The organism is Pseudomonas sp. PA-6-3C (genome assembly GCF_021605825.1).
Taxonomy (GTDB): Bacteria; Pseudomonadota; Gammaproteobacteria; order Pseudomonadales; family Pseudomonadaceae; genus Aquipseudomonas; species Aquipseudomonas edaphica.
Map to the genome: position 1 here is coordinate 1 of NZ_WKDV01000034.1, position 25,708 is coordinate 25,708.

Annotated in this window: 31 protein-coding genes; 3 read left to right on the plus strand and 28 right to left on the minus strand. The window is 63.1% G+C overall.

The window, feature by feature from the left end; all coding sequences use genetic code 11:
- Window positions 1-171: 171 nt before the first annotated feature.
- Window positions 172-372 (minus strand): DUF6021 family protein, encoded by a 201-nt coding sequence (locus GIW48_RS20975; protein WP_017137593.1) that lies wholly within the window; start codon window positions 370-372, stop codon window positions 172-174.
- 15 nt (window positions 373-387) lie between these two features.
- Window positions 388-567, minus strand: coding sequence for a hypothetical protein (locus tag GIW48_RS20980; RefSeq protein WP_099550507.1), 180 nt, complete (start codon window positions 565-567; stop codon window positions 388-390).
- A gap of 117 nt (window positions 568-684) precedes the next feature.
- Here GIW48_RS20980 and GIW48_RS20985 point away from each other — a divergent pair, with 117 nt between their 5' ends.
- Entirely contained in the window at window positions 685-1,206 is a 522-nt protein-coding gene (locus GIW48_RS20985; RefSeq protein WP_099550508.1) for a DUF3087 domain-containing protein, read from the plus strand.
- Here GIW48_RS20985 and GIW48_RS20990 read toward each other — a convergent pair whose 3' ends face one another.
- The 8 genes from GIW48_RS20990 to GIW48_RS21025 all read right to left on the minus strand — a co-directional run bounded on the left by GIW48_RS20990 (window position 1,207) and on the right by GIW48_RS21025 (window position 7,502).
- Window positions 1,207-2,334 carry an MFS transporter gene (locus GIW48_RS20990; RefSeq protein WP_017137590.1) on the minus strand — a complete coding sequence of 376 codons (1,128 nt, stop codon included), beginning with the start codon at window positions 2,332-2,334 and terminating at the stop codon, window positions 1,207-1,209.
- A gap of 66 nt (window positions 2,335-2,400) precedes the next feature.
- Window positions 2,401-3,765 carry an MFS transporter gene (locus GIW48_RS20995; protein WP_099550509.1) on the minus strand — a complete coding sequence of 455 codons (1,365 nt, stop codon included), beginning with the start codon at window positions 3,763-3,765 and terminating at the stop codon, window positions 2,401-2,403.
- A 263-nt stretch (window positions 3,766-4,028) separates the two neighbouring features.
- Entirely contained in the window at window positions 4,029-4,793 is a 765-nt protein-coding gene (locus GIW48_RS21000) for an HvfC/BufC N-terminal domain-containing protein (RefSeq protein ID WP_236461683.1), read from the minus strand.
- Window positions 4,790-5,614, minus strand: a complete 825-nt coding sequence (bufB, locus tag GIW48_RS21005) for an MNIO family bufferin maturase (RefSeq protein ID WP_236461686.1) — start codon at window positions 5,612-5,614, stop codon at window positions 4,790-4,792. The genes GIW48_RS21000 and bufB overlap by 4 nt, the downstream gene beginning before the upstream one ends.
- A gap of 113 nt (window positions 5,615-5,727) precedes the next feature.
- A complete protein-coding gene (gene bufA2, locus GIW48_RS21010; protein ID WP_017137586.1) occupies window positions 5,728-6,000 on the minus strand; it encodes a BufA2 family periplasmic bufferin-type metallophore in 273 nt (90 codons plus the stop codon).
- Window positions 6,001-6,039: 39 nt separating this feature from the next.
- Window positions 6,040-6,807 (minus strand): alpha/beta fold hydrolase, encoded by a 768-nt coding sequence (locus GIW48_RS21015; protein WP_236461681.1) that lies wholly within the window; start codon window positions 6,805-6,807, stop codon window positions 6,040-6,042.
- 21 nt (window positions 6,808-6,828) lie between these two features.
- The gene (locus GIW48_RS21020) at window positions 6,829-7,233 is read right to left on the minus strand and encodes a DoxX family protein (RefSeq protein ID WP_138452754.1); all 405 of its coding nucleotides are present in this window, start codon (window positions 7,231-7,233) and stop codon (window positions 6,829-6,831) included.
- Complete coding sequence (locus GIW48_RS21025; protein ID WP_017137583.1) at window positions 7,230-7,502, minus strand: BufA1 family periplasmic bufferin-type metallophore; 273 nt, start codon at window positions 7,500-7,502, stop codon at window positions 7,230-7,232. The genes GIW48_RS21020 and GIW48_RS21025 overlap by 4 nt, the downstream gene beginning before the upstream one ends.
- Before the next feature lie 577 nt (window positions 7,503-8,079).
- Here GIW48_RS21025 and GIW48_RS21030 point away from each other — a divergent pair.
- Window positions 8,080-10,896: an ATP-binding protein gene (locus GIW48_RS21030; RefSeq protein WP_170040710.1), complete on the plus strand. Its 2,817-nt coding sequence runs from the start codon at window positions 8,080-8,082 to the stop codon at window positions 10,894-10,896.
- Between the two features lie 51 nt (window positions 10,897-10,947).
- On the opposite strand, the gene GIW48_RS21035 is transcribed toward GIW48_RS21030, so the two are convergent.
- The 13 genes from GIW48_RS21035 to GIW48_RS21095 all read right to left on the minus strand — a co-directional run bounded on the left by GIW48_RS21035 (window position 10,948) and on the right by GIW48_RS21095 (window position 19,927).
- Window positions 10,948-11,994 (minus strand): EscU/YscU/HrcU family type III secretion system export apparatus switch protein, encoded by a 1,047-nt coding sequence (locus GIW48_RS21035; protein WP_099550512.1) that lies wholly within the window; start codon window positions 11,992-11,994, stop codon window positions 10,948-10,950.
- Window positions 11,995-11,997: 3 nt separating this feature from the next.
- Window positions 11,998-12,810, minus strand: a complete 813-nt coding sequence (sctT, locus tag GIW48_RS21040; RefSeq protein ID WP_169988229.1) for a type III secretion system export apparatus subunit SctT — start codon at window positions 12,808-12,810, stop codon at window positions 11,998-12,000.
- Between the two features lie 6 nt (window positions 12,811-12,816).
- Window positions 12,817-13,086 (minus strand): EscS/YscS/HrcS family type III secretion system export apparatus protein, encoded by a 270-nt coding sequence (locus tag GIW48_RS21045; RefSeq protein WP_016969171.1) that lies wholly within the window; start codon window positions 13,084-13,086, stop codon window positions 12,817-12,819.
- A 10-nt stretch (window positions 13,087-13,096) separates the two neighbouring features.
- Window positions 13,097-13,750, minus strand: a complete 654-nt coding sequence (gene sctR, locus GIW48_RS21050) for a type III secretion system export apparatus subunit SctR (RefSeq protein ID WP_017137580.1) — start codon at window positions 13,748-13,750, stop codon at window positions 13,097-13,099.
- Window positions 13,747-14,748, minus strand: a complete 1,002-nt coding sequence (gene sctQ, locus GIW48_RS21055; protein ID WP_236461677.1) for a type III secretion system cytoplasmic ring protein SctQ — start codon at window positions 14,746-14,748, stop codon at window positions 13,747-13,749. Before sctQ ends, sctR begins: the two co-directional genes overlap by 4 nt.
- Complete coding sequence (locus GIW48_RS21060; protein WP_017137578.1) at window positions 14,745-15,191, minus strand: hypothetical protein; 447 nt, start codon at window positions 15,189-15,191, stop codon at window positions 14,745-14,747. The genes sctQ and GIW48_RS21060 overlap by 4 nt, the downstream gene beginning before the upstream one ends.
- A gap of 175 nt (window positions 15,192-15,366) precedes the next feature.
- The gene (locus GIW48_RS21065) at window positions 15,367-16,689 is read right to left on the minus strand and encodes a FliI/YscN family ATPase (protein WP_138453891.1); all 1,323 of its coding nucleotides are present in this window, start codon (window positions 16,687-16,689) and stop codon (window positions 15,367-15,369) included.
- A complete protein-coding gene (sctL, locus tag GIW48_RS21070; protein ID WP_236461675.1) occupies window positions 16,686-17,270 on the minus strand; it encodes a type III secretion system stator protein SctL in 585 nt (194 codons plus the stop codon). The genes GIW48_RS21065 and sctL overlap by 4 nt, the downstream gene beginning before the upstream one ends.
- Window positions 17,267-17,881 carry a type III secretion protein gene (locus tag GIW48_RS21075; protein WP_236461672.1) on the minus strand — a complete coding sequence of 205 codons (615 nt, stop codon included), beginning with the start codon at window positions 17,879-17,881 and terminating at the stop codon, window positions 17,267-17,269. The genes sctL and GIW48_RS21075 overlap by 4 nt, the downstream gene beginning before the upstream one ends.
- On the minus strand, window positions 17,878-18,660 hold the full coding sequence (gene sctJ / locus GIW48_RS21080) for a type III secretion system inner membrane ring lipoprotein SctJ (protein WP_017137574.1): 783 nt from the start codon (window positions 18,658-18,660) through the stop codon (window positions 17,878-17,880). The genes GIW48_RS21075 and sctJ overlap by 4 nt, the downstream gene beginning before the upstream one ends.
- Window positions 18,661-18,664: 4 nt before the next feature.
- Window positions 18,665-19,099 carry a hypothetical protein gene (locus GIW48_RS21085; RefSeq protein WP_236461669.1) on the minus strand — a complete coding sequence of 145 codons (435 nt, stop codon included), beginning with the start codon at window positions 19,097-19,099 and terminating at the stop codon, window positions 18,665-18,667.
- Between the two features lie 9 nt (window positions 19,100-19,108).
- Entirely contained in the window at window positions 19,109-19,351 is a 243-nt protein-coding gene (locus tag GIW48_RS21090) for a hypothetical protein (RefSeq protein ID WP_017137572.1), read from the minus strand.
- A gap of 12 nt (window positions 19,352-19,363) precedes the next feature.
- A complete protein-coding gene (locus GIW48_RS21095) occupies window positions 19,364-19,927 on the minus strand; it encodes a hypothetical protein (protein ID WP_017137571.1) in 564 nt (187 codons plus the stop codon).
- 48 nt (window positions 19,928-19,975) lie between these two features.
- Here GIW48_RS21095 and GIW48_RS21100 point away from each other — a divergent pair, with 48 nt between their 5' ends.
- Window positions 19,976-20,740, plus strand: coding sequence for a tetratricopeptide repeat protein (locus GIW48_RS21100; protein WP_236461667.1), 765 nt, complete (start codon window positions 19,976-19,978; stop codon window positions 20,738-20,740).
- A 461-nt stretch (window positions 20,741-21,201) separates the two neighbouring features.
- Here GIW48_RS21100 and GIW48_RS21105 read toward each other — a convergent pair whose 3' ends face one another.
- Genes GIW48_RS21105 through GIW48_RS21125 form a run of 5 tightly spaced genes read right to left on the minus strand, consistent with a single transcriptional unit; the run spans window position 21,202 to window position 25,700 of the window.
- Window positions 21,202-21,582: a hypothetical protein gene (locus tag GIW48_RS21105; RefSeq protein ID WP_017137569.1), complete on the minus strand. Its 381-nt coding sequence runs from the start codon at window positions 21,580-21,582 to the stop codon at window positions 21,202-21,204.
- A 14-nt stretch (window positions 21,583-21,596) separates the two neighbouring features.
- Window positions 21,597-22,877, minus strand: a complete 1,281-nt coding sequence (locus GIW48_RS21110; RefSeq protein ID WP_017137568.1) for a type II and III secretion system protein family protein — start codon at window positions 22,875-22,877, stop codon at window positions 21,597-21,599.
- Window positions 22,874-25,012 carry a type III secretion system export apparatus subunit SctV gene (gene sctV, locus GIW48_RS21115; RefSeq protein WP_017137567.1) on the minus strand — a complete coding sequence of 713 codons (2,139 nt, stop codon included), beginning with the start codon at window positions 25,010-25,012 and terminating at the stop codon, window positions 22,874-22,876. The genes GIW48_RS21110 and sctV overlap by 4 nt, the downstream gene beginning before the upstream one ends.
- On the minus strand, window positions 25,009-25,344 hold the full coding sequence (locus GIW48_RS21120) for a tetratricopeptide repeat protein (RefSeq protein WP_099550521.1): 336 nt from the start codon (window positions 25,342-25,344) through the stop codon (window positions 25,009-25,011). Before GIW48_RS21120 ends, sctV begins: the two co-directional genes overlap by 4 nt.
- Window positions 25,344-25,700: a hypothetical protein gene (locus GIW48_RS21125; RefSeq protein ID WP_138449208.1), complete on the minus strand. Its 357-nt coding sequence runs from the start codon at window positions 25,698-25,700 to the stop codon at window positions 25,344-25,346. The genes GIW48_RS21120 and GIW48_RS21125 overlap by 1 nt, the downstream gene beginning before the upstream one ends.
- Window positions 25,701-25,708 lie beyond the last annotated feature (8 nt).

Sequence of the window (25,708 nt, forward strand, 5' to 3'; positions counted from 1 at the left end):
CACGGATTCAAGCCGGAGTGAGGGCACACCGAGCATTAGCGAGGTGCCGAGTGGTGGGGCGAAGACCTTTTGGTTACTTTTGGGGCGTTTGCCAAAAGTGACCCGCTGTAAGAGCGGAACCATAAGCCGCCGTTACCGCAACAAAGGATATGTACACCAAAAGCGCCAACATCACCCAGGCTTCTTAAGATCCCCCAACGGATCATAATCCACCTTTTTCCGCTGCTCCTTGTCCTTATCCAACGGCGCAATCGCCGGCCCAACAGGATCAACCTGCGGGTCCGACACATCAGGCGAATCCGGATCAAACCCCAATTCATTCTCGCCGCTGGCATGCTCGCCCGAACCCGGGCCTTTCGGATGATTACTCACAGTCACCTCCTGAACCTATAGCGGGCGCGCCCTGTCATGCAGGTTTTCCAGGTCTTCCTCAACCCGCTCCACATCATCTTCGTCCTGACGCTCGGCCGGGTCATTGGGCCGCAACGCATCATTGTCACGCTCCTCCTCTCCCGGCGTACGGTCAGGGTCAGGTGTACCCGGCGGCGGTTGCTTGTACTCAGACATGATGGCTTACCTCAAAAGGGCTACACAGATTTAGAGAAACCACCCCAAGCCATCGTTCAACTTGTTTGCCCAAAGCATGCGAAGATGCCACCCCGCCTTTCTTGAGACCTGACCCGGATGTTCGAGCTCAAACCCTGCGACCCCGCAACCTTCCGCCAACAAACCCGCCGCAGCACGCTGATCATCGCCGTGCTGTTCATGGCCCTGGCCATGCTGCTATCAACCCTGGCGGTGATGCTGTTCGGCGAACCCGGCGGCGATAATTTGCGTTTCAACATCGGCGGCGTATTCGCCGGGGTGCTGATCACCGTCGCCCTGGTGCGCGGCCCATTTTGGACCCAACCATGGCTGGCGCCTGCAGTGTACGGCTGGCAGCTCAAGCGCAACCTGATGCGCGTGACCAATGTGATGCACACCCTCAAGGACCGCGCACAGGCCAACGACCCCACTGCCCTCAAAGTGCTGCGTTTTTACCACTTGGGCCTGACGCAGATGCATGACCTGGACGCCAACTCCAGCGCCCAGGCGCAACTGGTCGGCGAGATGGAAGCGCATAGGGCGAAAATGCAGGCCCTGGGCATCGACACCGAACAAACCCGCTTCGACCCCGCCTGGCTGGAAGGTTTCAAAAAACCATAATCAGTTGGAAACCTTCGCGCGCCAGCAGAACACGGCGCTGACGGCAATCGCCGCGCCTGCCAGACCGAACACCCACGGCGCCGACGCCACCGGTAGCAGCAACCCCGCCATCAGCGGCCCAAGGCCAGCGCCGACATCGCGCCACACCGCGTTGGAGGCCAGGGCCGAAACGCGCATCGAACCAGGGTTGCGCTCAGCCACCAAAGTGGTCACCAACGGCAATTGCAAGGCGCGCAGCACCAGCACCGCGGCCGCGCCGACGATCACCCAATAACTGCCAAATGCCGTCAGCGCCAAGGCACTCAAGAACGAAAACAACAGCAGCATCGAGGTGGCACCAAAACGCTGCGCCGCACGCCCACCCAGCGGGCTCAGGAGCATCTCCGAGGCATAGCGCAGTGCCATCAGGCCGCCGGCGATCAGTACCGCATCGCCGCCAAGAATCTTCTGCGCCTGGATCGACAGGCCAAAGATAAACAGCCCGTCCAACGCCACGCCTTCGATAAACGACCACACCGCCACGCTGTCCGGCCACTTGAAGCGGCGCCCGGTGCTGTGCAAATCATGCCCGGCGGTCGGCAAACCACGTGCCACCCACACGCCCGCCAGGCAGCAGCCGGCCAGAATCATGAAGATAGGTCGCGGCCCGGCCCACAGGGTCAGCCAGCCCCCCAGCGGCAGCGCCAGCATCGGCCCGAGGGCGATCACCGCCCTGGAGCGCCCTGCCCTGCGCGCCGCGCCCGCAGGCTCAGAGGTGGCCAACACTTGGGTCGACAGGTTCAGCGCGGCAAAACACAGGCCCCAAATCAGCCGCAGCCCCAACAAAGCGGCAAAACCTGACAGCATCGAGTTGCCCAAGGCGCACACCGTGGCGGCACCCGCGGCGATCATGCAGGTCAGCCGGTCGCCATTACGGGCGTAGAAATTCAACACATGGCGGTAGCCGAAAATCCGCACCAGGCGGTTGGCTGCGAGCAACACCCCGGCCTGGGCCAGGGTGATGCCAAAGGCCTGGGATTCCATGGGCAGCAGCAAGTAGAGCAACACATCACTGGGCAGGCATAACGCGAGGGTCAGTGCGGCACGTCGGGAGGTGGTATCAGCAGTGCGTAGAGCCAGGCTGGACATAAATCTGAAACATCCCGAAATATTCAGGCCGCCACGTTAGCGTTGCCGCCGCGTGTTTTACAAGGGCTAAACCTTGTGTTTATACGGCAACAAGCGCAGCCCACTGGCCACACTGCCCACCAGCGCAAACCCACAGCCCAGCCACAGCGCGTATTGCGGGCCGCTGCCCAGGGAGAGGTGAAAGCAGAACGCCACCAACGACGCCCCCAGCGTTTGCCCCAGCAAACGTGAAATCGCGACGATGCCACTGGCCCCACCGCTGCGGGCCAACGGCGCGCTGGTCATGATCGCCTTGAGGTTGGGTGACTGGAAAAAACCGAAACCGGCGCCGCACAAGGCCATGCGCCAGCCAATATCGAAGGCGCTGGCGCCGCTGCCCAAGGTCGCCAACGCCGCCATGCCCGCGCTGAGCATCAGCAAACCGATGCCGCACAACAGGCCCAGCGACACACGATCCGCCAGCCGCCCCGCCACCAGGGCCATCACCGCCACCACGGCAGGCCACGGCGTCATCAAAAAACCGGTTGCCACCTGGCTGTGCCCCAGCACCGCCTGCAACAGAAACGGCAGCGATACAAAGGCCAGGCCCTGGGCGCTGAACGCACAGATGGCCGTGAGAGAAGACAGCGCAAACACCGGGCGCTTGAACAAGTCCACGGCCAGCATCGGCGCCGGGTGACCGGCTTCACGGCGCAACAGCAATGCGCCGCACACCATCGCCAGCGCAATCAAACCGAGGGTCAGTGTGCCTTGGGCGCCATGCACCGCCGTGCCCAGGCCCAGCACCAACAGCGCGAACAGACCAGCACACAACAGCGCCGAAAACCGATCGAACGCGTGACCGGTCAACGGCAGTGTCGGCAATGACCGCAGGCCCAGCCCCAGGGCCAGCAGCCCCAGCGGCACGTTGATCAGGTACAGCCAATGCCAGCTCGCCACCGACAGAATCGCCGACGCGGCGGTCGGCCCCAGCGTGAAGGCCAACCCCACCACCAGCGAGTTATAGCCCAGGCCGCGCCCGAGCATTTTTGACGGGTAGATATGCCGCAACAACGCCGTGTTGACACTCATCACCGCCGCCGCCCCGAGCCCTTGGGCCACCCGCGCGGCAGTCAGGGTGAGCAAAGAACCGGCCAACCCGCAAAACAGCGACGAGACAATAAACAGCAGCAAGCCGCCGAGGTACACGCGCCGGTGGCCCAGCACATCACTGAGCGACGCGAACGGCAGCACCGTGGCGATAATCGCCAACTGGTAGGCGTTCACCACCCAGATCACCGAGGCCGAATCAGTGCCGATACCTTGTGCCAGCGTCGGCAGCGCCGTATTGACGATGGCGGTGTCCAGGGTTGCCATGCCAATGCCCAAAGACAAGGCGATCACCGCCGGCAAGCGTTTATTGGAAGGCAGCCCATCGGCAACAGAAGACATGAACAATCCGCACAGGTGACAAAGGCCCTTAGATTAAGGGTTGCGCGAATTTTTTTCAGTGGCCGATTGCCTGGCTGTCCGAATTTTCATGTTTGGATGGCTAAGACTATCCAGACCTTCGCTGCGAACGGGGCTGTAGTGGAGAACTGGCTTGTTATGACGAGCGGGCTTGCCCCGCGTTGGGCTGCGAAGCGGCCCCAAAACCTGGCTGACCAGGTCCGTCAGGAATACCCGAGGTGGCTTCACTGGGAGTGCTTCGCACTTCAACGCGGGGCAAGCCCGCTCGCCACAGGGTCAACGATCAACTCACTGCCTAACCACCCGGCCAGGTATTCACCGGCCTGGGCCACTCCCGCCTCTTCACCCAGGCGCGCCACCAGAAACTCGCACAGCCCGGCAAAGCTGCCGTCGGCCTGCAGGTGCAACACGGCCTCAAGCTCCAACGCACTGACCTGACGTAAACGTGAGGTGTACTGACGCCGCCACACTAACAATCCACCTGCCTGTTCCAGCATCATTGCCTGCGGCGCAAGCGCGTCTTGCCACAGTGCCGACCAGATAGCCTCAGCATTGGTAGTCAGCCCATGGCAGCGCAACGACGGCGTCAGGCGCAAAACGGCGCTGTCCCAATCCAGCTCGGCCAGGGCTTGCAACGGCAAGGGCGTCGCATCGGCGGCGACAAACGCCTCATTCAGCGCCGACTCGATCCAGGCCAGTTCATGCACATCCGGGTTATTCGGCAATACGGTCTTCAAGGTCGCGTAAAACCCTTCGGGATACGCATCCAGGGTCCAGGCATGCGGGGGTTGCTGGTCGATATGGGTAATGCTGGCCGCCAGAAACGCCTCCTCGCCCAGCCAACGTCGCACAATCGGAAACGCCTGTTCCAGGCAACCCACCAGCTGCGCGCGATAGTTGTTCTGGTACACCGCCAGGCCTGCGTGCCGGTCGCCCAGCAGTCGGGCCGAATCATCCGACGCACTCACCAGCCACGTGCGAAATGCCTGCTGCCACTGCGCCAGCTTCATTGCGCCAGCCCCAAAGCCCGCGCCATTGACAGCTCCTCAAGCAATTCGGCCAGCGGTGGGATGGCATCATCGCGCTCAATCATCGTGGCCACCGGCCCGAGCAACCCGACAGCCTTGGCATACAACGCCCAAACCCCGCTGCACACCGGGCTGTCGTGGCTGTCGATCAACAGCTCACGGCCCTGGCTATGGCCGGCCAAGTGAATCTGGCGCACGCGCTCAGCGGGAATGCCTTCGAGAAAGGCCAGGGCATCAAAGCCATGATTGCTGGCACTGACAAACACATTATTGACGTCCAGTAGCAACTCGCACCCCGTGCGCTCGGCCATGGCGGCGATAAATGCGCATTCGCTCATGCTGGCACCGTCAAACGCCAGGTAGCTGGACGGGTTTTCCACCAGCAGCGTGCGGCCCAACACCTCCTGGGCCTGGTGGATATTGGCGCAAACGCGGTCCAGAGCCTCGTCCGTATAGGGCACCGGCAACAAATCGTGGGCATTGAACCCCCCGCTGCGCGACCAACTCAGGTGGTCGGAGACAAACAGCGGCTCCACCTCATCCACCAGCGCTTTGAGACGCCGCAGGTACTCCGGGTCCAGCCCTTCGGCCGTGCCGATCGACATCGACACCCCGTGCAGCGCCACCGGGTAACGCTCGCGAATCTGGCGCAGGATGTGCCGTGGTTGCCCACCTGCGACCATAAAATTCTCAGAAATCACTTCGACAAAATCCACGGGCACCAAGGTTTCCAGGAAGTCGCAGTAATGCTCCTTGCGCAGCCCCAGGCCATAGCCGGAAAAGCGCGGGTTAAATGTCGGCATCATCGGTACTCCAGCAAAAACTGTGGCGAGGGAGCTTGCTCCCGCTCGGCTGCGCAGCAGTCGCCCGTTTCTGGAGGCGCTGCACAACCAAGCTTGCTCGCCACAGGAAGGCGTTATTTCGGCTCAGTCAACGTGCCACCGGCCTTTAGGCATTCAGACGGCGTCTTGACGATCACGCCCTCGCCCTTGCAACTGTTGAGGCCCTTGCAGTCGTGCTTGGCGGTGGCGCACAGGCTTTCGCCCTTGCAACTGTTGACGCCGTAGCATCGGCCGGGCTTTTCCTGCTGATCGGCGGCGCTGGCGGCACTGGCGAATGACGCCGACGCCATGGCAATCAGGGCGGCGGCGGCGGCGAGGCTCAGACGGGATTTAAGTGCAGTGTTCATGGTTATTTCCTTTTGAGGTCTTGTGTGGGGTGAGAGGGATTATTTGATAACGGAAGCCGCGTCTTCGATGACCTTCGCCACAGCCTCAGGCTGGGAGATGTACACCAAGTGGCTAGCCTTGATTTCGGTGACCTTGGAACCGGCGCGCTGGTACATCCAGCGTTGCAGCGCGGGGCTCAGCGCACGGTCTTCGGTGGACACCACGGCATACGTCGGCTTTTTGTGCCACGCCGCCGCCCACACGGTGCCGCCGAACAAGGCGGTGGTAGCCGGCACTTGGGAGGCGGCCATGAAGTCGGTGCGGTTGGGGGTCAGGTCGGCGGCAAAATCGGCGTTGTATTTGCTGCGATCAAAGAACAGGTGGCCGTCGCGGCTCTGCTTGATGTCATCGCTGGGCGCCGGCATCGAGCCGATCAACTGGGCCATGTTCTCGCCCACTTCCGGCTGCAGCGCCGAGACGTAGACCATCGACTTGACCTTGTCGCGGTCGCCGGCAATCGAGATCACCGCGCCACCGGAACTGTGGCCCACCAACACCACGGGGCCGACTTGTTGCTCCAGCACTTCACGTGCCTCGGCCACATCCGCCGCGAGGTTTTCGTGGCCCTGGTGCACCACGGTGACCTTGTAGCCCTTGTGAATCAGGATGTCGTGCACCACACGCCAGCCGGAACCGTCGACAAACGAGCCGGGCACGATCACCACACTTTTGCCGGTGCCGGGCTGCGGTGTATCGGCCGCCTGGGCCAGCACGGGGACAGTCAGGGCCATGGCCATGGCCATGGCCAAAGAAGAAAGCATGCGCATCGGGTATCTCCATCAGGGTTGTTAAGGTTTGCCGAACAGCCGGCGATCCAGCGACCACGCCCCGCCGCCATAGGCCAGCAGCGGCAGCAACAGGCCCGCCCAAGTCAGGTGCGTCGGCCAGGCCTCGGGGTATACGAACACCTCGATCACCAGGGTCATGCCCAGCAGCGCGGCGGCCGCCGGGCGCGTCAGCAGGCCCACTAGCAGCAACAGCGGAAACAGGTGTTCGGCGTAGGTCGCCAGGTGCGCGGCCCAGTCCGACGGGATCAGCGGCAAGGCGTATTCCGAACGGAACAAGGTGTAGGTCGACGGTTTGAGGCTCAGAAAACCGCTGACCTTGGTGCGTCCCGACAGGAAGAACACCGCTGCGATGCCCAGCCGAGCCACCAGCAACAGCAGCGCTTGGGGCAACAGGCGCTGGATCACGGCTGTTCCGTCAGGCTGCCGAAGCCTTTGGGCGTCTTGATCTGGGTGCAGGTGCCCTTGTCGACCAATACCCAGGCGTTGCCCTGGTAATCGGCGGTGGCGGTACCGGCGCACGAGGTGCCTTTACCGGCAGCGCAGTCGTTGGCACCGGCGAGGGCGACGCCGAAGCATTTTTCCTGGGGCTTGGCGTCGTCGGCATGGGCCATCGCCGCAAAGGCGCTGAGGGACAGGGCGAAAGTGGCCGCAAGGGCCGCGTAGGGTCGCTTCATCGGTGTATCTCCTGGCTTGACTGAGTGTGGCCAGGGCGCGTGTGGCGGTGGGTGACCGCCTGCGCCAGCTGGTGAACAGAGTTAAAGCCAGGCGTGTATCCGGTCTGTGTCGCCGACACGCCAGAACGTCATGCCGATGTATCAAGGTGGTGCGGGGATACTTTGTAATACAAAGCCAATAAACCACCGCCAAATCGCCAGCGTTTCAGTCGGCATCCCGAACGACACAATTAGAAATATTCGTGTTTCCGAACGAAGGCATTCGCTGGTCGCCAACGACCCTAAAAATCACCATAAATTTCATATGGTTGTTGTCATCTTTGGTACATGCCAACTGGCATACATTCTGCTTTATCAGGGTTTCTGGTAATAAAATGTTTCAGCTTTGCGACAGTCTCATCCTCCGGGACATGCGCTGTGATACGCCCATAACAACGACTACGCCCCAAAGGAGGGCGGCCTTTCCGACGTTTTGATCGACATCAACTTTCCAAGACTGCTGCTGCACATCTGTACCCCAAAAAGGGCGAATGGCCTGATCGCCAATAACAAGCCCGACTATAAAAAGGACGATTTGATGAGCTCGAGCAAGAACCACGCGGTGTCCTTGATGGACGCCGATCACCCGACCCCGGCAGCCGCCGAGAATGTCCTGGGCTTTGGCCCCTTCCTGTTACTGGCCAGGCAGCACGTGCTGCTGCGTAACGGCGAGCCGGTCAGCCTGGGGAGTCGCGCCCTCTACCTGTTGATCGCCCTGGCGACCCGCGCCGGTGAATTGCTGGAGAAGACCGAGCTGATCGCCTTCGCCTGGCCCAAGGTGGTGGTGGAGGAATGCAACCTGCGTGCACAGATCGTCGCATTGCGCCGGGCACTGGGCGACGATGGCAACTTCAGCTATATCGTCACCGTGCCGGGGCGTGGTTATCGCTTTGTGGCGCCGGTGACCGTGCAAACCGCCGGCGAAGAAAGCCTGCCGGTGCTCTGCGCACGCACCGAGGAGCCCGCGCCGCCAGTGCCGTCCTGCGAGGTCATCGGCCGCGACAGCTTGATTTCAAGCCTTGCCGAGCAGTTGCTCAGCCAGCGCTTCGTCACCCTCACCGGCCCCGGCGGCATCGGCAAGACGACCGTGGCCACCGCCGTGGCGCAGCGGCTGGCGCATGAATCCAAGCTCGACACCTGCTTCGTCGACCTGGCGCCCGCCACCAGCGGGCAATGGGTGGCCGGTATGCTCGCCAGCGCCCTGGGGATCCAGACCGTCAGCACTGAACCGCTGCCGACCATCGCCGCCGCCTTGGCCGAACGCCGTCTGCTGCTGGTACTGGACAACTGCGAACACGTACTGCCGGCCGCCGCCGACGCGGTGGAGACCCTGCTGCGCTGCGCCCCACAATGTTATGTACTGACCACCAGCCGCGAACCACTGCGCGCCGACGGTGAGCGGGTGCATGATTTGGCGCCACTGGAAGTGCCCGACGAAGGCACCCGCCTCAACGCCAGTGAGGCAATGGCCTGGTCCGGCGTGCGCCTGTTTGTCGAGCGCGTGCGCGCCCTCGACCCCGACTTTGTGTTCAACGACACCGACGTGGCAGCCGTCTGCGCCATCTGCCGCAAACTCGACAGCAACGCGCTCGCCATCGAAATCGCCGCGGCCCGGGTACGGACCTTTGGCGTCCAGGACCTGGTCGGCCTGCTTGACGGCAGTTTCCGCCTGCAAATGACCGGCCGACGCACCGCCCTCGCCCGCCATCGCACACTCAGTGCCACGCTGGACTGGACCTACTCGATGCTCAGTGGTGACGAGCAGGCCATGTTGCGTCAACTGGCGGTGTTCACTGGCTCCTTCACCCTGGATGCGGTCAAGGCCATGACCGCCAGCAGCAGCCTGGACCCACGCAACGCCCTGCCGTTGCTCGAAAGCCTGATGGACAAATCGCTGTTGATCGCCGGTGAGGCGCAGTTGCTCAAACGCTATCGCCTGCTGGAAACCACCCGCGCCTATGCCCTGGAAAAGCTCGAAGAACACGGCGAAGTCAATGCCACCAGCCGGCGCCACGCCCACTATGCCCTCGGCGTATTGCAAGAAGCCGGGCAAACCCTGGACGGCCTGTCGCCAGACACCTGGATCGCCCTCTACGGCCCCGAAAGCAGCACCATTCGCTCGGCTCTGGACTGGGCCTATTCCGCCAGCGGCGAGCTGCCCCTGGCCATCGAACTGACCCTGGGCGGCGTGCCGTTGTGGTTGCGCCTGTCGCGGGTCAGTGAATGCCGAACCTGGGTCGACAAGGGCCTGGCCAGCGACGCCGTCGCACCCTTGGCCGTGCGTCAGCGCATGCTGCTGCAAACCGCCCTGGCCAGCGTACTGATGCTGACCTACGGCACCGGCGCGGAAATGCGCGAAGCCTGGCGCCAAGTCCGCGATGATGCCCGCGACCTGGGCGATGCCGAACACAAAATGCGCGCCTTGTGGGGCCTGTGGACCGACCGCTGCGGCTGCAACCAATACACTGAAGCCCTGGAACTGGCCGAGCGTTATATCGCCCTCAACAGCGGCGGTAATCAGCAATTGCTCGGCAAACGCATGCGCGCCGTGGCGCTGTTTCATATGGGCGACCTGCTGGGCGCGCGGCAAAACATCGATGAAGCGCTTGGCTCGCCGTCGGCACCGCGCTCGCACATCATCGACGTGCATTTTGACCAACGCATTGCCGCCCGTTGTCTCAAGGCCAAGGTGCAATTGCTCGAAGGCGACGTCGACCCGGCGCTGCGCCTGATCGCCAGCTGCGTCGACGATGCCATCAGCCTCGACCACCCCGCCACCCTCTGGTACACCCTGTGCCTGGGCGCACTGCCGCTGGCGCTATTGGCGTCCAACCTGCCGCAGGTGCGCTATTACCTGGGCCTGCTGCAAAGCAGCACTACGCTCCAGGACTTGCCGATCTGGCGGCAATTTCGCCTGTGCTTCGAGAACATCCTGCTGATCCGCGAGGGCTCACCGGAAACGGGCGTGCCGCAACTGGGTGAAGCCTTGCACCACCTGCAAAGCCAGGGCGACAGCCAGCTCTACAGCCTGCTGCGCTGTGAATACGCCTTGGGCCTGGCGCGCCTGGGCCTGGAAAAACTGGCTTTGGAGGTGTTGGAAGATACGCTGCAATTGGCGATTGGCCATCATGAGCGCTGGTTTGTGCCGCAGATGTTGCGGATCAAGGCGCAACTGATCTTGCGCCAAGGTCACTATGGTTCGGTTGACAAGGCCAAGGTGCTGCTGCGCCAGGCGTGGGTGGATGCGCAGTTGGCGGGGGCGCATTTTTGGCGGGCGCAGATTGCTGCTGACTTGGCGCGGTTGCAGGAACCTAAGTTGCGGATTGCTGCGTTGCCGCGGTTTCAGCATCGGTGATGGGGTGGGTATATATCCGTCATTTGGGTAACGGCTGAGTGGTGTGTTGGGTCAGATCAGGCGGGCGGCGACCAGCCAATCCGCCACGGCCTGGAATGAGGCGTCGGGCACCGGGTCACCGGGTACGGTTCTGCGCGCAATCTCCGCCGCCAAAGCCCGGTCCGGCGCATGCGGGATGCCTAAATCGTAAGCCTCCTGCAACATCAGCAACGCCTCCTCCGGCGCGGCGCGGCAGACAATCACTGGCACCGGCGTTTCGCCGCGCACATAGCGCACGCCGATCACCCAGCCATCGGTAGTCCCGATCATCATCGACGCACGGCCCAACCCCAGCTTGGTCGCAAGTGCCTGCATTTCATTGCGCTGGCGCCGGCGCTCGCTCTTGATCAGCGGGTCGCCGTCGATGTCCTTGCGTTCACGTTTGGTTTCGCTGCGGGTCATTTTCATGTCGCGGCCGAACAGCCAACGCTGCATTAACACGTCAACGGCGCCCACGGTGATAAAGGCGCACAGCACGGTAAACACCAGCGGCTTGAGCACCAGGAAAAACGTCGACTCCATGCATTCGGCGCCACAGCGCGAAGACTCCATCAGCGCCTGCAGCGCGTGCTTGCCGACCACATAGAACGCAATCGCCAACACGTGCACCTTGACCAACCCCTTGATGAACTCCACCAGGTTACGCAGGGCGAAGATCTTCTTCATGCCCTCTGCCGGGTTGATGCGCTTGAACTCCGGCTTGATCGGGTCCACCGAGAACACAAAGCCGCGCATGGTGATGATATTGGTCAGGATCACCACCCCGGTGGTCACCGCCATCACTGGCAGGGTAATACCGATGATCAACTGCTCGGCATGGTCCAGCACCCGCGGCCACACGGTGGCGAACGGCTCGATATAGATTTGCGCGGTCAGGTCGATCAGCGCCGTCACCTGGGCCATGGCCCGTGGCGCCAGAATCGAGATGCACAGGGTGCAGAACAAAATGACCATGCCCGACACCAGGTCCTGGCTCTTGGCGACCTGGCCTTTCTTGCGCGCGTCGCTGAGTTTTTTGTCCGTTGCCGGCTGGGATTTCTCTTCGCTGGTATCGGCCATGGGCTACTCCATGCCCGCCAGGGTTTTAAGCAGCTCGACGGTGCCACGAAACTCGGCCAGTTGGTCGAGCATCAGCGGGATCAAAAAGCCGATGTAGATCACCATCAGAATCGAGAAAAACAGGTTTTTCACCGGCAACGACAAGTCGAAAATATGCAGGTTCGGCGCCATCCGCGACAGGTACGCAAGCATCAAGTCGGTGACCAGCAACGCGATCAGCAACGGCGAGACCATCAGCACGCCAACCCGCATGATCTGGTCGAGGATCGACAGCACCGCCAGCAACGCGGAGCTGGCAAATACCGGCGTAAATGCGGTCACCGGCCATAACTGGTAACTGTGGTAATAGCCGTCGACCATCAGGATAAAACCGCCGGACATAAAGAACAGCGTGATCAGCATCACCGTGAGCAAGGTCGACATCACGCTCGACTCGCCGGTGGACAGCGGGTCCACCAGCTGCGCCATGGTCGAGCCGCGTTGCAGGTCGATCAACTCCCCCGCCACTTCCGCCGCCCAGAACGGAATGCCGAATAGCAGGCCGATAAGGATGCCGATCAAGAACTCCTTGATCAGCAAGCCGGCGATAAACACGCTGCCGTGTTCGGGCATGTGGGTCAGCGCATCGAACACCGGAAAGAACATCGGGATGGAAATCGCCACGGCCACACAGCCGCGAATCATGCCGGTGAGGCCCAGGCGGTTAAACGCCGGGGTGATCACCACCACACCCATGGCTCGACAGGCGGCGAGCGAGGCAGAACTGATCACCGGATAGGCGACTTCCAGGAACTGCGCGGTCAGGCTGGCATCCATGGGCGGTCAGCGCGTCCACATCGGGAAGTTGTCCAGCACCTGGCCACCCAGTTCCGCGACTTGCCCGGCCAATACCGGGCCGAGAAACACGATGGTCAGCAATACCGCCACCAGCTTTACCACCTGCGGCAGGGTCTGGTCCTGGATCTGCGTCAGCGCCTGGAACAGCCCTACGCTCAAACCCACGATAATCGCCACGCCCAGCGCCGGCGCCGAGAGCATCAGCACCGTCATCAGTGCCTGTTTCATCAATGACAGGAACACATCCTGGCCCATGGGTCGTGCCTCAGCCGTAACTCAGAATCAAACCGTGCATCAAGCGCGACCAGCCGCTCAAGGACACGAATAAAAAGATCTTCAGCGGGATCGAAATCAGGTTCGGCGAAACCATCGACATGCCCATCGCCATCAGCACGTTGGACACCAGCAAGTCCACCACCAGAAACGGGATATAGAGCAAAAAGCCGATCTCGAAGGCCCGCGTCAGTTCCGAACTGACGAACGCCGGAATCAACACCACCAGGTCATCGTCGCGCAAGTCGGCCCGCGCCTCCGGCGACCAGATGGTCTCGGTGGCCTGCACAAAAAAACCGCGCTCGGACTCGTTCGCAAAGCGCTTCAAATGCGCCTGCAAGGGCGGGCGCAGCGCATCGCCCAGATCCTTGAGCTGCTCCACATGCTCGATATTAAGGTCGCGGCCCTCCACTTGCCGGTACATGTCACCAATCAACGGCGTGGTCACATACACCGAGAGGATCAGCGCGATGCCGTACAGCACCAGGTTCGGCGGGGTCTGCTGCACACCGAGGGCGTTGCGGATCAGGAACAGCACCACCGAGATCTTCATGAAACCGGTGAGTGTCACCACCGCCAACGGGATCAGCCCGATCGTCGCAACGACCAGGATGATCTCGATCAGGTTGGGCTGATAACCGGTCATGGGGTGGCAAAACTCAGCAGGCGCACACCCAGGCCGTCACCGATTTTCACCAATTGGCCCTGGCCGACGCGGCGCCCGTTGACCATCAAATCGACGCTGTCCACGCCGGGTGTATTGAACTGCAACAAGCTGCCGGCGCCCAGTTCACGCAGTTGCGCCAGGGTCAATTCCAGGCTGCCGACCTGGCACACCAGTTTGAGCGGCAGATCATCCAGGGCCGCAGCCGCATCAACATCAGTCATAGTGTTCTCCATGTGCAAAAGAGGTGCTTGCAAGGCTTCCTGCAAGCGCAAGACTTCACCCTGGTATTGGCAGCGGGCCTGCAGGCGACCCGCCAGCTCCAGCAGCAAACCCGGGCCGGGTTCGAGCATCAGCACATCGCCGGGGCGCAGGCTGCGCAGCTCACCGAGGCTCAAGTGCTGCTGCCCGGCCAGCAGCGCCAGGCTCTGGCGCAGGTCGGGCAATGGGTCCGGCTCAAGCTGGGCGTGTTGATCCAGCAACTGCGCCAACAACACGGCGGCGCCTTCGCTCAGGTCCAGTTGCGCGTGCGTGGCAGGCTGGTTGGCGAAGGACAATTCCAGCGCCAGGTGCAGCGCATAAGGCTGTTGGTCTTGCGGCGCTTCGAGCAATTGCAGCGGCTGACCCAGCAGCGGTTCGAGACGCTCGATCAGGTCCAGTACCGCCAGTTCCAGCAGCAATGTACGCGGCAGCGCCGGCAGCAGTTGCACGTCAAACTGCAACGCCAGCGGCACCAACACCTGCTCTAAGGCGGCGGCCGACAGCCGCAAACGCACTGGCGCGCGACCAAGCAACAGCAGCACCTCGCGTGCCGCATCAAGCGGCTGCGGTTCAGCGGCCCAGTTCACGCGCAGGTCTTGCCCGGCGCAGCGGCCCCGCCAGGCGCGGCGGCGCCGGTGCAGTTGGTTATGCAGCGCCAGCAAGGCCGGGTCGTAGTGCGTCAACCATGGCGACAGCGGGTCGGCAAGGGCTGCAATCATGTGCCGGTGCCTTCATCACGCAGTTCACCGACGCGGCGCTCATCGCTTTCACGCCCTTCCAGCAGGCTCTGCCAGGCATCGGACTGACGCTGGCGGCTCAGGCGTTCCTGGCGGAACAGGTCGCGCTCACGCTCCTGGCTTTGCAGGGTGGTGGACACGTGGCTCACGTCGTTTTCCAACTGCTGCTGGTCATCCGACAGCCCACGCAAACGATCCTGAGCCGCCTGCCAACTGGCTACCGACAAGCCCTCGGTGAGCGAGGCGTACACCTGACGGGCTTCCTCGGCAATTGCCTCACGGTGCAGGCGCAGTTGCTCCTTGGCATCGGTCAACACGCCATGGGTCTGCTCGCAGCGTTGCTGCTGGGCGGCCAGCTGGCTGGCAGCACGTTGTTCGCGCAGTACCCGCAAGGTTTGCAGGGTGCGCAGTTGGTCGGTTTTCATTGGGCGTTTTCCTTTCTAATGCCAGCGACTACCGTTTCCGGATCAGCGAAGATCGACTGTGGGAGCTGGCTTGCCTGCGATAGCGGTGTATCAGTCACAACAGGGCTGACTGACCCACCGCTATCGCAGGCAAGCCAGCTCCCACAGGGTTTTGCGTGTATCTCGATTGCGCGGCTCATGCCAACACCTGGCGCATGTGCATCAGGGTCTGTTCCAGGTTGCTGGGCTCGCCCGCGTTCTGGCGCAGGAATGCTTCGATGGCGGCGTGGCGTGCAATGGCTTCGTCCGCCAGCGGGTCGCTGCCGGCGGAGTACTCGCCCACACGGATCAGCATTTCGATTTCGCCGTAGCGCGCCATCAGCTCACGGATTCGCATGGCCAGGCGCTTGTGCTCCTCCCCGGCGACCTGCTCCATCAAGCGGCTGCGACTGCGCAGCACGTCCACCGCCGGGAAGTAATTGCGCTGGGCCAACTCGGCGCTCAGGGCGATATGCCCGTCGAGGATCGAACGCGCTTCCTCGGCCACCGGGTCGCTCGCGGCATCGCCTTCAGTGAGCACGGTGTACAGCGCGGTAATGCTGCCGGTAGGGCCGGGGCCGGCGCGTTCGAGCAGCCGTGGCAACGCCGAGAAGAACGACGGCGGGTAACCGCGACGGGTCGGTGGCTCGCCCACGGCCAGGCCGATTTCGCGCTGGGCGCGGGCAAAACGCGTGAGGCTGTCCATTAGCAGCAATACATTGCGGCCTTGGTCGCGGTGGTATTCGGCCAGGGTGGTGGCGACGAACGCGGCACGTACACGCTCGGCCGCCGGGCGATCCGAGGTGGCGACCACCGCCACCGTGCGCGCGCGCGCCTGGGCATCGAGTTGCACGTCGAGCAACTCGCGCACCTCCCTGCCCCGCTCGCCGATCAGGCCGATCACAATCACATCGGCTTCGCTGTTACGGATGATGCTGGCAAGCAGCGACGATTTGCCCACGCCTGGCTCGCCAAAGATGCCCATGCGTTGGCCCTGGGCCAAGGTCAGCAAGCCGTCGATGGAGCGGATGCCCAAGGCCATGGAGCGCACGATCAGCTGCCGCGAAAACGGTGCCGGAGGCTCGGTGTGCAGCGGATAGCTTTTCAGGGCCAGAGTCGGTGGCAGGCCATCACCGTCGAGAAAGTCGCCCATAGGGCTGATCACACGCCCCAACTGCGCATCACCGACCGCCACGCCGAGGGTTTCGCCGGTGGCGGTGATCTGCGTGCGGGTCGACAACCCTTCCATCGAGCCGATGGGCGACAGAATCGCCTCGTCACCATCAAAACCAATGACCTCGGCACTCAAGCTGCGGCTGCTGCCGGGATCGCGCAATTGGCACAGCTCACCAATGCTCGCACCGGCCACACTGGCGCGCAGCAGCACGCCGCGAATGCTCAGCACGGTGCCGTGCATTGGTCGCGGGCGCGCCTGGGCCAGGCGCTCAGTCAGGCGTGGCAGCAACTGCTCCAGGTTCATGCCACACCTTCTTCGGCAAAGGGCAGCAAGCTGCGGCGCAGGGTTTGCAATTGCGCTTCCAGGCCCAGCTCCACCGAGCCGGCCGGGCTGCTGAGGCGTGCCTGGCCGGCGCCAAGCTGTTCATCGGCGTCCACTGCAAGCGCCAAGCCTTCAAGCTTAAGGCGTTGGCGCAATGCGTCGACCTCGGCGGGTGGCACCCACAGGGTCAGTGCCTGGTCCTGGCGAAACGCGCTCAAGGCTTGGCGGGTGCAGCGCACGACGCGCTCGGCGTTATCCAATTCACCCAGCACTTCACGCACGATGCCCAACGCCAAATCGGCCAGCGAAGTCTCCAGGCTGCTCAGGTAGTGCTGCACCTGGGCTTGGGTCTGCACCAGCAATTGCGCGACCTGCTCGGCACCAGCCTGCCGGGCGCTTTCAAAGCCCTCGGCGCGGGCGGCGTGCAGCCACTGGTCGCTGTCGGCCTTGATCTGTTCGGCCTGGTCTTTGGCCGCTTGCAGGAAGGCAAAACCGTCGGTCCACAACGCGGCTTCTTCGGCCCGCAAAATACGCGCAGCCGGACGGCTCGGTAGTTCATTCATGGGGCAACCTCCTCGGCCAGCAGGCAAGCAGCGGCGGCCTGGACGATTTCCAGGTCACGCGGCACGCGTGCGCTGTAGCCCTGGGGAAAGTCAAAACGCAAGCGCAGCCAGCCTTGCCAGTCAGCGTGCTGGGCCTGCAGCCAGGCGGCGACACAGCCAAGGCCGTCACGGTCGATGGCTTCGATCAACTCGACCGGTTCACGCAGCAGATCCGCCGCGCCCCCCAGTTGGCGCAGAGCCAGGGCAGCCACAAAGACCTCGGCGCCGAGGCCTTCACGCAGCTCATTGACCACCTCGCGGCGGATCTCACGGCTCAAGGTTGCGCCGTGCCAGATAGCCCCGCATAACCTCGGCAGGCGCGCAAATTGCGCGGGCGACAGCAGCAACACCGGCAGGTCGGCCGCCAACGGCGTGACCAATTGCTCGATCGGCGCCAACTGGTAGTGCTTGACCAGCAACTGCTGCAGGCGCGGGCGAAAACGTGGCTGGGCCTGCATGGCCTGCAACACGTCATCTGGCAGCTCAGCGGCAAAACACGCGCCCAGGCTAGGCCCGCGCACAAACTGCAAAGGCTCGGCGATCAACCCCTGCCAGCGTTCGAATAAACTCATTCACCCTCCTTGAGCACATACAGCGCCTGGGACTGGCGCCGCGCCCACTGCTGGCGTGCCAATACACCGAGGGCGCCAAGCGCAATCAGCAACAACGTGCCGAACATGAAACGCGCCTGAGGCACGTTGTCTTCCAGCATCCACAAGCCCATAAAGCGCGCCAGCCGTGGTTGTGCCGGGTTCTGGCTGATGGCGACAGCTGCCTTGATCGCCGTGACCGAAACGCCTTCGTAGCTCAGACCGGAAATGCCGTTGGCCACCAGCGTCTTGATCTGCGGGATCAGCGTATTGATGTCGGTACCCGGGTCGTAACGCACCAGTACCGAGGCCGACGAGGGTGAAATCACGCGTTTGAGCAGGTCGTTATCGGGCAGCACCACATGCACGCGCGCAGCGACGATGCCGTCGATCTGCGACACCGAATGCGAGAGCTCCTCGCTCAGCGCATAGATCATCTGCGCGCGCTCCTGCACCGGCGACGACACCAGGCCGTTGCCCTTGAACACTTGGCCCATATTGGAAAAGCTCTGTTGCGGCAGGCCGGCGTTGTCGAGCAGCGTCATGGCTTCGGCGAAACGCTCCTCGTCGACCACCACTTTGAGCTGGCCGTTGTCCTGGGTCTTGCGCTCCGCCGGGATACCACCGCGCAGCAGCACCGCGACCATGGCGTTGGCATCGCGCTCGCTGAGGTTGGTATAGAGGTCGGTGTTGCACGCCTGCAACAGACTGGCCAGCAGGCCGATCAGCAACAGACGCAGGGCGCGGTTTGGGCTTGGCATGGCGTTATTGACCCTTGAGCAGCGTGTTGGCGGAGCCGGAAATCTGCGTTGCACCGCGCACCACCATCTGGGTTTCGATGGAGTAGTCGAACATCTTGCCCAGGGAATGGACGATCTGGTCGACCTGCTGCTCGCCGACTTTTTTTCCCGACTCAGCCAGGGGAGAAGCACTGGCCGTACGGATTTCGGCCTGCGCGGGTGGCGGCGCCGAGGGGTTGTTGGTGAGCAAATCCGCACGCTCGGAGAACGCTCGCGAACGGTCGATAAAGCTGTTCATGCGCTCCATCAAGCCCGAACCGATCTGGTGCGGGCTGGCGCCCTCGGGCATGCCCTTGGCGGTGTTGGCCATGTGTTCGAACAGGTTCTGCGAGGCCCCGGCGGGCCCCGCACCGGCGGACGGCGGCAAGGCCGTGGCGCCGGCGGCGAGACTGATAGTCATAGGGGCCTCCTACTCGTCGTCGTCATCGGACATGGCGTCGTTCAGCAGTTCCTGCATCTTCGGCATGATGATGAACTGGCCGCCGATGGTGACGGCCTGGGTAATCAACGCGTCGTTGAATTTGGCGTCGTCGGCGTCCGAGGTGTCCGCCGGTTTGTCGGCGGCCTTGGCGTTATCCACCGCGGCATTGAACTTGGCTTCAGGGCTGGCGCCACCGGGGGCGAGGTTGCTGTCTACGGCCGTTACGGACATGGTGCTGCTCCTTTACTGGGTTGGGGTTTCGGTACTGACTTGCGCGCCGCGAAACACCCGCACACCCCGCTCGCGGGCCACCGGGGCGGCCACGGCGTTGGGTTGCAGGTGATCGACGTGCTGTTGCACCAGCGCCAGGTACGGCGGTGGCCCGGACACGAACACTTCATCGCCTTCGGGGCCATTGCGCATCGACAGCTGCTGGCCGAACACATCAAGGGTGTTGAGGTAAGCCTGCAATTGGTCGAGGTTCAATGCGCTGGCCTTGAACAGTTTTGTGCCGATCTCATCGTTGGCGTTGAGGTACAGAAGGTTGCCGTCGAAGTACCAGGTCAGGCCGTTGGTGTTGCACAGGGTTTGCAGGAACTCACCGGCGCTGGCGGCGCGAATCGTGCTGCGCGCCTTGCCGCGCACCTTGTCCGAGAGCACCACGGGGATGTCGAGGTTGTGGCCGAACTCTTCCAGTGCGCCGCGCACATCCTGGTCGACCAACACGTAGGCATAGGGTTTGGAAAACCATTCGGGCGCTTCGGCCGCGTGGGCCAAACTGGCGCCGAACAGGCATAGGATGGCCATGAAAAATATGCTTACATGGCCTGCGCCTTCGCCCGACGAGTTGTGACGATGACCAAGAATTTCCTGCTTGCCAGTACCCTGCTGTTGGCTGCCTGCTCCAGCAAACCTGCGACCGATTCCGACAAGTCCCTGCAACTGGCCAACGACCTGAACAAGCGCGGCGATTACGCCAGCGCGGCTGCGCTGTACGAGCGCGCCACCCAGCAACCCGGCGCCGGCATCGACCTGTGGCTCAAGCTCGGCCAGGCCAGGCTCGACGCCAAGGACGCGTCGGGCGCCGAGCGCGCCTTCCAGCAAGCCCTGGGTTTGGACGCCCGCAACGCCGACGCCCTGCTCGGCCTTGGCACCGCGCAGTTGCAACTGGGCAAGACCCAACGCGCCGTCACGGCGCTGGGCCAGGCCGCCGAGATCAACCACCTGCCGGTCGCCTACACACGCCTGGGCATCGCGCAGGTCTTGAACGGCCAGGCCGTCGCCGCACAAACCGCCTTCGCCCAAAGCCTCAGCCTGCAACCCGACAACCTCGACAGCCGCTGCAACCTGGCCCTGGCTTATGCGCTGGGTGGGCAATCGCAACAGGCGCTGGACACCATCGCCCCCGTCACCCAATCGCCCCGGGCCTTGCCACGGCATCAGCGTAATGAACTGTTGGTGATGGTGTTGGCGGGGTATGAACAAAAGGTTGCCGGGCTGGCGCTGGATGATATTCCGGCGGCTGAGCGGGCACGTTTGATAACCGAAGCCAAGCGCATCAAAGCGATCAGTGATCCGGTGGCGCAAGCCAAGGAGCTGGGGTTGGTGGACCCGCGCTGATACACGACCAACCCGCTTTTGATCTGGCTTGTGATCTGGCTTTTGATCTGCTTTTGATGTTGATCTGAGTCGCCCCGTTAAACCACGCTGGCCGAACGCAGGCTTTGGAGCGAGGGTAACCCGGCAGGACGCCGGGTTAGCCGCGTTGGGCCAAGGATGGCCCATCGCGGCGGCCCACGCTCCAAAGCCGGAGTGAGGGCACACCGAGCCTAAGCGAGGTGCCGAGTGGTGGGGCGAAGACCTTTTGCTTACTTTTGGGTCTTTCCAAAAGTGAGCCGCTGTAAGAGCGGAACCATAAGTGGCCGTTACTACAACAACGGATATGTACGCCGACTCACCGCTATCGCAGCGGTGCGGCGATCCGACAAGCCAGCTCCCACAGTTAGACCGGGTAGCTTCAGTTGGGTAGTGGTCGACCATGAGGCCGCTTTCGCGAGCAAGCCCGCTCCCACATTGGGGCCTCATTGCTGGCCTCCTGCAGCGCCGGCCTTGGCTTCCTGCTGGTCCTTGCGCCGCTGCAACTGCTCGCGGTCGAACCCTTCGATATACACCTGCGCCGCCCGGCCCACCGGCGCGGCCATTGCTGGCCCGGTCGCGCGGCCCTGGGTCAGGTCCTGCTTACGCTCGACCATCTGCATCAGGTTCAAATTGTTCGCGCAGCCCAACGGCAAGGTCGGTTTGAAGTCTTCATCCAACCCAATCTCATCCTTGGCCGCCGGTTGCTGGCACTGGCTCGGCACGCCATCGGCGCGGTATTCGGGCGAGTAATACGTCGGCGCCAAATGGGTCTTGCAGCCCACCAACACCAAGGGCAACAGCATCAACACACGCAAAACAGTCATGGCAGGCCCCTTAGTCAATTCATGTAGAAACCGAACGCCCCGCCGCTGCGCGGTCCGCTGGCTGCGGCAGTGGTCGGTAAGGCGTCCAGGGGCGTGGCCAGACCGCGACCGCGTACCGGCTCGACCAGGTACGGGGTAATCAGGATCACCAGTTCGGTTTCATTGCGTTGGAAGCGCTTGGAGCGGAACAGGTTGCCGAGGATCGGCAGGTCGCCCAGCAATGGCAGTTTTTCGATGTCCTGGCTGCTCTCGCGCTGGAACAACCCGGCGATGGCGAACGTCTGCCCACTGCCGACTTCCACCCGCGTGTCGGCGCGGCGCACGCTGAAGGACGGCACATGGAAATTGCCGAAGTCCACAGTGCCGCCGCTGACCACGCTGCTGACTTCCGGGCGCACTTGCAGGGCGATACGCCCGTTAGGCAGCAAGGTCGGGTTGAACAACAACGACACACCGAAGGACTTGTATTCGATGCCCACCAGGTCGCGGTTGACCGGCACCGGGATCGCCACTTCGCCACCAGCGAGGAAGCTCGCGGTCTGGCCGGTCATGGCGGTGATATTCGGCTCGGCCAGGATCTGCAAGATGCCATTGGCTTGCAGCGCATCGAGCATGCCGTCGATATTCACATTGCCGGAACCGGTGCCCGCCGTCGCCAAGCCACCGGCCGTCGCTGCCGCCAATGGGCCGCCCGTGATCAGGCCGAAGGAAAACGTGCCGTTATTGAACATCGCGTTCCAGTTCACGCCGTAGTGCAGCAACTCGGAACGCGACACTTCGGCAAAGCGCACCCGTAGGTTCACCTGGGCGGCACCGGCATATTCGGTGGTGTTGATCGCGCTCTGGAAACCTTGGCCCTGAGGGTTGAGCAGCGCGTTGAGGTCGGTGGCCTCGGCCACCGAACCGAGCGTGCCCTTGGCAATCAGGCGGTTGCCGGCGCCGCTGATCTGCGCACCGTTGCCGGGGTGCAGGGTCTGCATCGGCGTGGTCACCGCCTGGCTGTCACTGCTGACCGAAAGCGTCAGGCTGGCCAGTTGTTTGCCGTCGTTGCCCAGGGCTATCAGGCTGGTGTTGCCCGGCGCCTTGCCGAAGATATAGATAGTGCCGGGCGACACCACTTGCAGGTCGGCCACATTGGGTTCGGCCACCAGCACCGAATCCACCGGCGCCACGAAATGCAAAATGCGCCCTTCACCGGACGCCAGGTTGATCGAGCCGCCAGCACCTCGGGCAATGTCCTGGGCCTGACTGGCACACGCAATCAAAGCGAGTAACAACACACAAAAACGCATCATGAGGCAGACGCCAGGGGAGTGACAGAAGCCGCAGCAGGCGCGCGGCGATTGGAAATATCGGTGAGGCTGATGGTCACCAGCGCTTGCAGGTTGTACTCGGTGGCCAATTCGCGGAACGACAGCACCGCCAGTTCCAGCTCGCCGCGCAGTACCAGGCGACGCAAGCTGCGGCGCAGTTCCGGGTGCACCAGCAACACGGCGCTGTTGGCCTCACGGGTGTTCTCGCAAGCCTGACGCAGTTGCGCAAGCAAGGCGCGGCTGACGTCTTCGGGGATCAACTCGCGCTGCGGCTCCTGGCGACGCAAGGACGCACGAAGCTGGTCTTCCAGGCCCGGCGCCAGTACCAGTGCGCCGATCACCCGGTTGCGATCCGCATACTGATGACTGATCTGCCGCGCCAGCGCTGCACGCAAATGCTCAGCCAGGCGCCCGGCATCAGTTTCACGCGCGCCCCACTCCACCATGGCTTCGAGCAAGGCGCGCTGGTTGCGGATCGACACGCCTTCGCCGACCAGCAAGCGCAGGGTTTCGGCCACGCGTTGCAGCGGCACCAGGCGCAGGGCCTCTTTGACCAGTTCGCCGTAAGTGGCTTCGGTGCGCTCGAGCAACAGACGGGTTTCCTGGATGCCGAGGAAGTCCGCGGCATAGCGGCGCAGGCTGCGTTCCAGCACACCGCGCAGCACTTCGTCAGGCAGCAAAAAGCCGATGCCGGCATTGCGCAAGGTGTCTTCGTGCTGACGCTCGATCCAGTGCGCAGGGCGGCCATTGAGCGGCGAATCGGCTTGTACGGTAGCGATATCGAGCAACTGCACATGCACCGGGTCGTCCTGCAACAGCAGGCAGTTGATCGGCAATTCGCCCTCGCTCACCGGCACGCCTTCCAAAGACACGCGAAAACTGCCCGGCGTGGCCTTGGCTTCCATGTAGATGCCTGGCACTGGTACGTCCACGCCAAGCTCGGTGCGAATGTCGTGACACAGCGCTTCGACACGCTGGCGCAGCATCTGGCGCGGCGCGCTTTGGGACAGGCCGCTGCCGAGGGTCAGCAGTACACGGGTGTCGGGCAGCAGGTTGTCATCCTGTTCGACCGGCACCTCGACCACCGGCTCAGGTGCTTGCACCAACGCTTCAAGTTCACCCTGGGGCTGACGGGCCTGCCGGCGATACATCAAAAATGCCGCACTGCCAAAGGCTAAGGACAAACCGATAAATACCCAGGTCGGAAAACCCGGCAGCAGGCTTACGCCGATCATGATCAGCGCCGTCAGGCCCAGCGCACGGTAGCTGGCGCCCAGTTGCTTGATGATCTCGCTGCCCAGGTCGCCGGCCTCGCCGTCGCTGTTGACGCGCGTCACGACGGTGCCCGCCGCGACTGAAATCAACAGCGCCGGGATCTGGGCGATCAGGCCGTCACCCACGGTCAGCAGCGAATAGGTGTGCACCGCCACGCCGAACGGCATGTCGCGTTCGAGCATGCCGATCAGCATGCCGCCCAGCAGGTTGACCGCGAGGATCACCAGCCCTGCGATGGCGTCGCCTTTGACGAACTTCATCGCGCCGTCCATTGCGCCGAACATCTGGCTTTCCCGCTCCAGGCGCGAGCGCCGACGGCGGGCTTCGGCCTGGTCGATATCGCCATTGCGCAGGTCGTTGTCGATGCTCATCTGCTTGCCGGGCATGGCGTCCAGGGTAAAGCGCGCCGCCACTTCCGCGACGCGCTCGGCACCTTTGGTGATAACCACGAACTGCGCCACGGTGATGATCAGGAACACCACCATGCCGACCACCACTTGCCCGGCAATCACGAAGTCACCGAACGCCTTGACGATATGCCCGGCGTCACCGTGCAGCAGAATCAGGCGCGTGGTGGTGATCGACAGCGACAGGCGAAACAAGGTGCTGAGCAGAATCAGCGGCGGCAGCGCAGAGAATTCCACGGAGTGGCCGATGTAGAACGCTACGATCAGGATCAGGATGCTCAGGGCAATATTGAGGCCGATCAGCATGTCCACCAGGTAGGTGGGCAGCGGGATGATCATCATCACAATCGCCATCAGCATAAACGCGACGATGATCACGTCAGTGCGCTGCGCAGCCATGCGCGCCACATTGTTCAGACGATTGAGTACGCTCATGGGTTGGCCCTGCGTGCGGCTAAGTAGCGTTTGAAGCACTGGCGCGCTTCGTCCTTGCGCTCGCCGTACCACAGCGCACGCGCGCGCAGCAGCAACAGGCTGGCGGACTCACCTTCCAGCGCCACCAGGCGGTCGAGGGCGCCGAGTGCCCGCGCGGCATCGCCACTGTCGGTGAACGCCAGCACCAGCGCACGCAACAGCACGCAGTCGTGGGGCGCGACACTCACGGCAATCAGCAACATCACCAGCGCGCGCTGGGACTGACCATTGCGCCGGTACAGCTCGCCAATGCCCTTGAGCAGTTGCACGGCGTCCTCGTTATCGCGGGCCATCAGGCATGCACCTGTGAGCGCTGCTGTTCGAGGTTGCGGCGCATCTCGATCTCTTCGCTGATCAGGTCATGGGCCAGGGCCTTGATCTCGGGCTCAGCGTCCAGGCTCGGCAGGATGTGTTCCATCACATGCTCCAACAGCTCCAGGGAACGCGCGCTGCCGAACAGCAGGGAGTCCACCCCGGCGGCGCTGGTGAGGGCTTCGAGGTCGCTGCGCAGCGAGCGGCGGGTTTGGGTCTTGCGGGTCTTGAGCACCGCTTCGAAGGCGGTGGCCTGGCGTGAATTGACCGGGTGAATCGCTTCGATAGGCGCGCTGCGCACATCACTGGGAATTAACGGGCGGGGTTCGACTTTCATGCCGGGGC

What these genes read in the sequence shown, in the direction of transcription:
- GIW48_RS21125 (WP_138449208.1), bottom strand. Translation starts at nt 25,700, where the DNA reads ATGAAAGTCGAACCCCGCCCGTTAATTCCCAGTGATGTGCGCAGCGCG.
- sctQ (WP_236461677.1), bottom strand. Translation starts at nt 14,748, where the DNA reads ATGATTGCAGCCCTTGCCGACCCGCTGTCGCCATGGTTGACGCACTAC.
- GIW48_RS21015 (WP_236461681.1), bottom strand. Translation starts at nt 6,807, where the DNA reads ATGCGCATGCTTTCTTCTTTGGCCATGGCCATGGCCATGGCCCTGACT.
- GIW48_RS20985 (WP_099550508.1), top strand. Translation starts at nt 685, where the DNA reads ATGTTCGAGCTCAAACCCTGCGACCCCGCAACCTTCCGCCAACAAACC.
- GIW48_RS21060 (WP_017137578.1), bottom strand. Translation starts at nt 15,191, where the DNA reads ATGAAAACCGACCAACTGCGCACCCTGCAAACCTTGCGGGTACTGCGC.
- bufA2 (WP_017137586.1), bottom strand. Translation starts at nt 6,000, where the DNA reads ATGAACACTGCACTTAAATCCCGTCTGAGCCTCGCCGCCGCCGCCGCC.
- GIW48_RS21000 (WP_236461683.1), bottom strand. Translation starts at nt 4,793, where the DNA reads ATGAAGCTGGCGCAGTGGCAGCAGGCATTTCGCACGTGGCTGGTGAGT.
- GIW48_RS21105 (WP_017137569.1), bottom strand. Translation starts at nt 21,582, where the DNA reads ATGACTGTTTTGCGTGTGTTGATGCTGTTGCCCTTGGTGTTGGTGGGC.
- GIW48_RS20980 (WP_099550507.1), bottom strand. Translation starts at nt 567, where the DNA reads ATGTCTGAGTACAAGCAACCGCCGCCGGGTACACCTGACCCTGACCGT.
- GIW48_RS21065 (WP_138453891.1), bottom strand. Translation starts at nt 16,689, where the DNA reads ATGAACCTGGAGCAGTTGCTGCCACGCCTGACTGAGCGCCTGGCCCAG.
- sctJ (WP_017137574.1), bottom strand. Translation starts at nt 18,660, where the DNA reads ATGCCAAGCCCAAACCGCGCCCTGCGTCTGTTGCTGATCGGCCTGCTG.
- sctT (WP_169988229.1), bottom strand. Translation starts at nt 12,810, where the DNA reads ATGGATGCCAGCCTGACCGCGCAGTTCCTGGAAGTCGCCTATCCGGTG.
- GIW48_RS21100 (WP_236461667.1), top strand. Translation starts at nt 19,976, where the DNA reads ATGACCAAGAATTTCCTGCTTGCCAGTACCCTGCTGTTGGCTGCCTGC.
- GIW48_RS21090 (WP_017137572.1), bottom strand. Translation starts at nt 19,351, where the DNA reads ATGTCCGTAACGGCCGTAGACAGCAACCTCGCCCCCGGTGGCGCCAGC.
- GIW48_RS21095 (WP_017137571.1), bottom strand. Translation starts at nt 19,927, where the DNA reads ATGGCCATCCTATGCCTGTTCGGCGCCAGTTTGGCCCACGCGGCCGAA.
- GIW48_RS21120 (WP_099550521.1), bottom strand. Translation starts at nt 25,344, where the DNA reads ATGGCCCGCGATAACGAGGACGCCGTGCAACTGCTCAAGGGCATTGGC.
- GIW48_RS20990 (WP_017137590.1), bottom strand. Translation starts at nt 2,334, where the DNA reads ATGTCCAGCCTGGCTCTACGCACTGCTGATACCACCTCCCGACGTGCC.
- GIW48_RS21025 (WP_017137583.1), bottom strand. Translation starts at nt 7,502, where the DNA reads ATGAAGCGACCCTACGCGGCCCTTGCGGCCACTTTCGCCCTGTCCCTC.
- GIW48_RS21045 (WP_016969171.1), bottom strand. Translation starts at nt 13,086, where the DNA reads ATGGGCCAGGATGTGTTCCTGTCATTGATGAAACAGGCACTGATGACG.
- GIW48_RS21110 (WP_017137568.1), bottom strand. Translation starts at nt 22,877, where the DNA reads ATGATGCGTTTTTGTGTGTTGTTACTCGCTTTGATTGCGTGTGCCAGT.
- GIW48_RS21085 (WP_236461669.1), bottom strand. Translation starts at nt 19,099, where the DNA reads ATGACTATCAGTCTCGCCGCCGGCGCCACGGCCTTGCCGCCGTCCGCC.
- GIW48_RS20995 (WP_099550509.1), bottom strand. Translation starts at nt 3,765, where the DNA reads ATGTCTTCTGTTGCCGATGGGCTGCCTTCCAATAAACGCTTGCCGGCG.
- bufB (WP_236461686.1), bottom strand. Translation starts at nt 5,614, where the DNA reads ATGCCGACATTTAACCCGCGCTTTTCCGGCTATGGCCTGGGGCTGCGC.
- GIW48_RS21030 (WP_170040710.1), top strand. Translation starts at nt 8,080, where the DNA reads ATGAGCTCGAGCAAGAACCACGCGGTGTCCTTGATGGACGCCGATCAC.
- GIW48_RS21035 (WP_099550512.1), bottom strand. Translation starts at nt 11,994, where the DNA reads ATGGCCGATACCAGCGAAGAGAAATCCCAGCCGGCAACGGACAAAAAA.
- sctV (WP_017137567.1), bottom strand. Translation starts at nt 25,012, where the DNA reads ATGAGCGTACTCAATCGTCTGAACAATGTGGCGCGCATGGCTGCGCAG.
- GIW48_RS21075 (WP_236461672.1), bottom strand. Translation starts at nt 17,881, where the DNA reads ATGAGTTTATTCGAACGCTGGCAGGGGTTGATCGCCGAGCCTTTGCAG.
- sctL (WP_236461675.1), bottom strand. Translation starts at nt 17,270, where the DNA reads ATGAATGAACTACCGAGCCGTCCGGCTGCGCGTATTTTGCGGGCCGAA.
- sctR (WP_017137580.1), bottom strand. Translation starts at nt 13,750, where the DNA reads ATGACCGGTTATCAGCCCAACCTGATCGAGATCATCCTGGTCGTTGCG.